Origin of the sequence: Shigella sp. FC1967 (assembly GCF_001743005.1) — a bacterium.
In the GTDB taxonomy this organism is placed as follows: domain Bacteria; phylum Pseudomonadota; class Gammaproteobacteria; order Enterobacterales; family Enterobacteriaceae; genus Proteus.
Genome location: NZ_MIIZ01000282.1, coordinates 1 through 249 on the forward strand (window position 1 = coordinate 1; position 249 = coordinate 249).

Below are 249 nucleotides of genomic sequence, written 5' to 3' on the forward strand. Positions count from 1 at the left end.
AAAGAAAGCGTAATAGCTCGACTGGTCGAGTCGCCGCGCGGAAGATGTAACGGGGCTAAACCATGCACCGAAGCTGCGGCAGCGACACTATGTGTTGTTGGGTAGGGGAGCGTTCTGTAAGCCTGCGAAGGTGTACTGTGAGGTATGCTGGAGGTATCAGAAGTGCGAATGCTGACATAAGTAACGATAATGCGGGTGAAAAACCCGCACGCCGGAAGACCAAGGGTTCCTGTCCAACGTTAATCGGGG

The 249-nt window shown here is 53.8% G+C and carries 1 rRNA gene; it reads left to right on the forward strand.

The window, feature by feature from the left end:
• Positions 1-249, forward strand: a 23S ribosomal RNA gene (locus BHE89_RS02565); the annotation flags it as partial.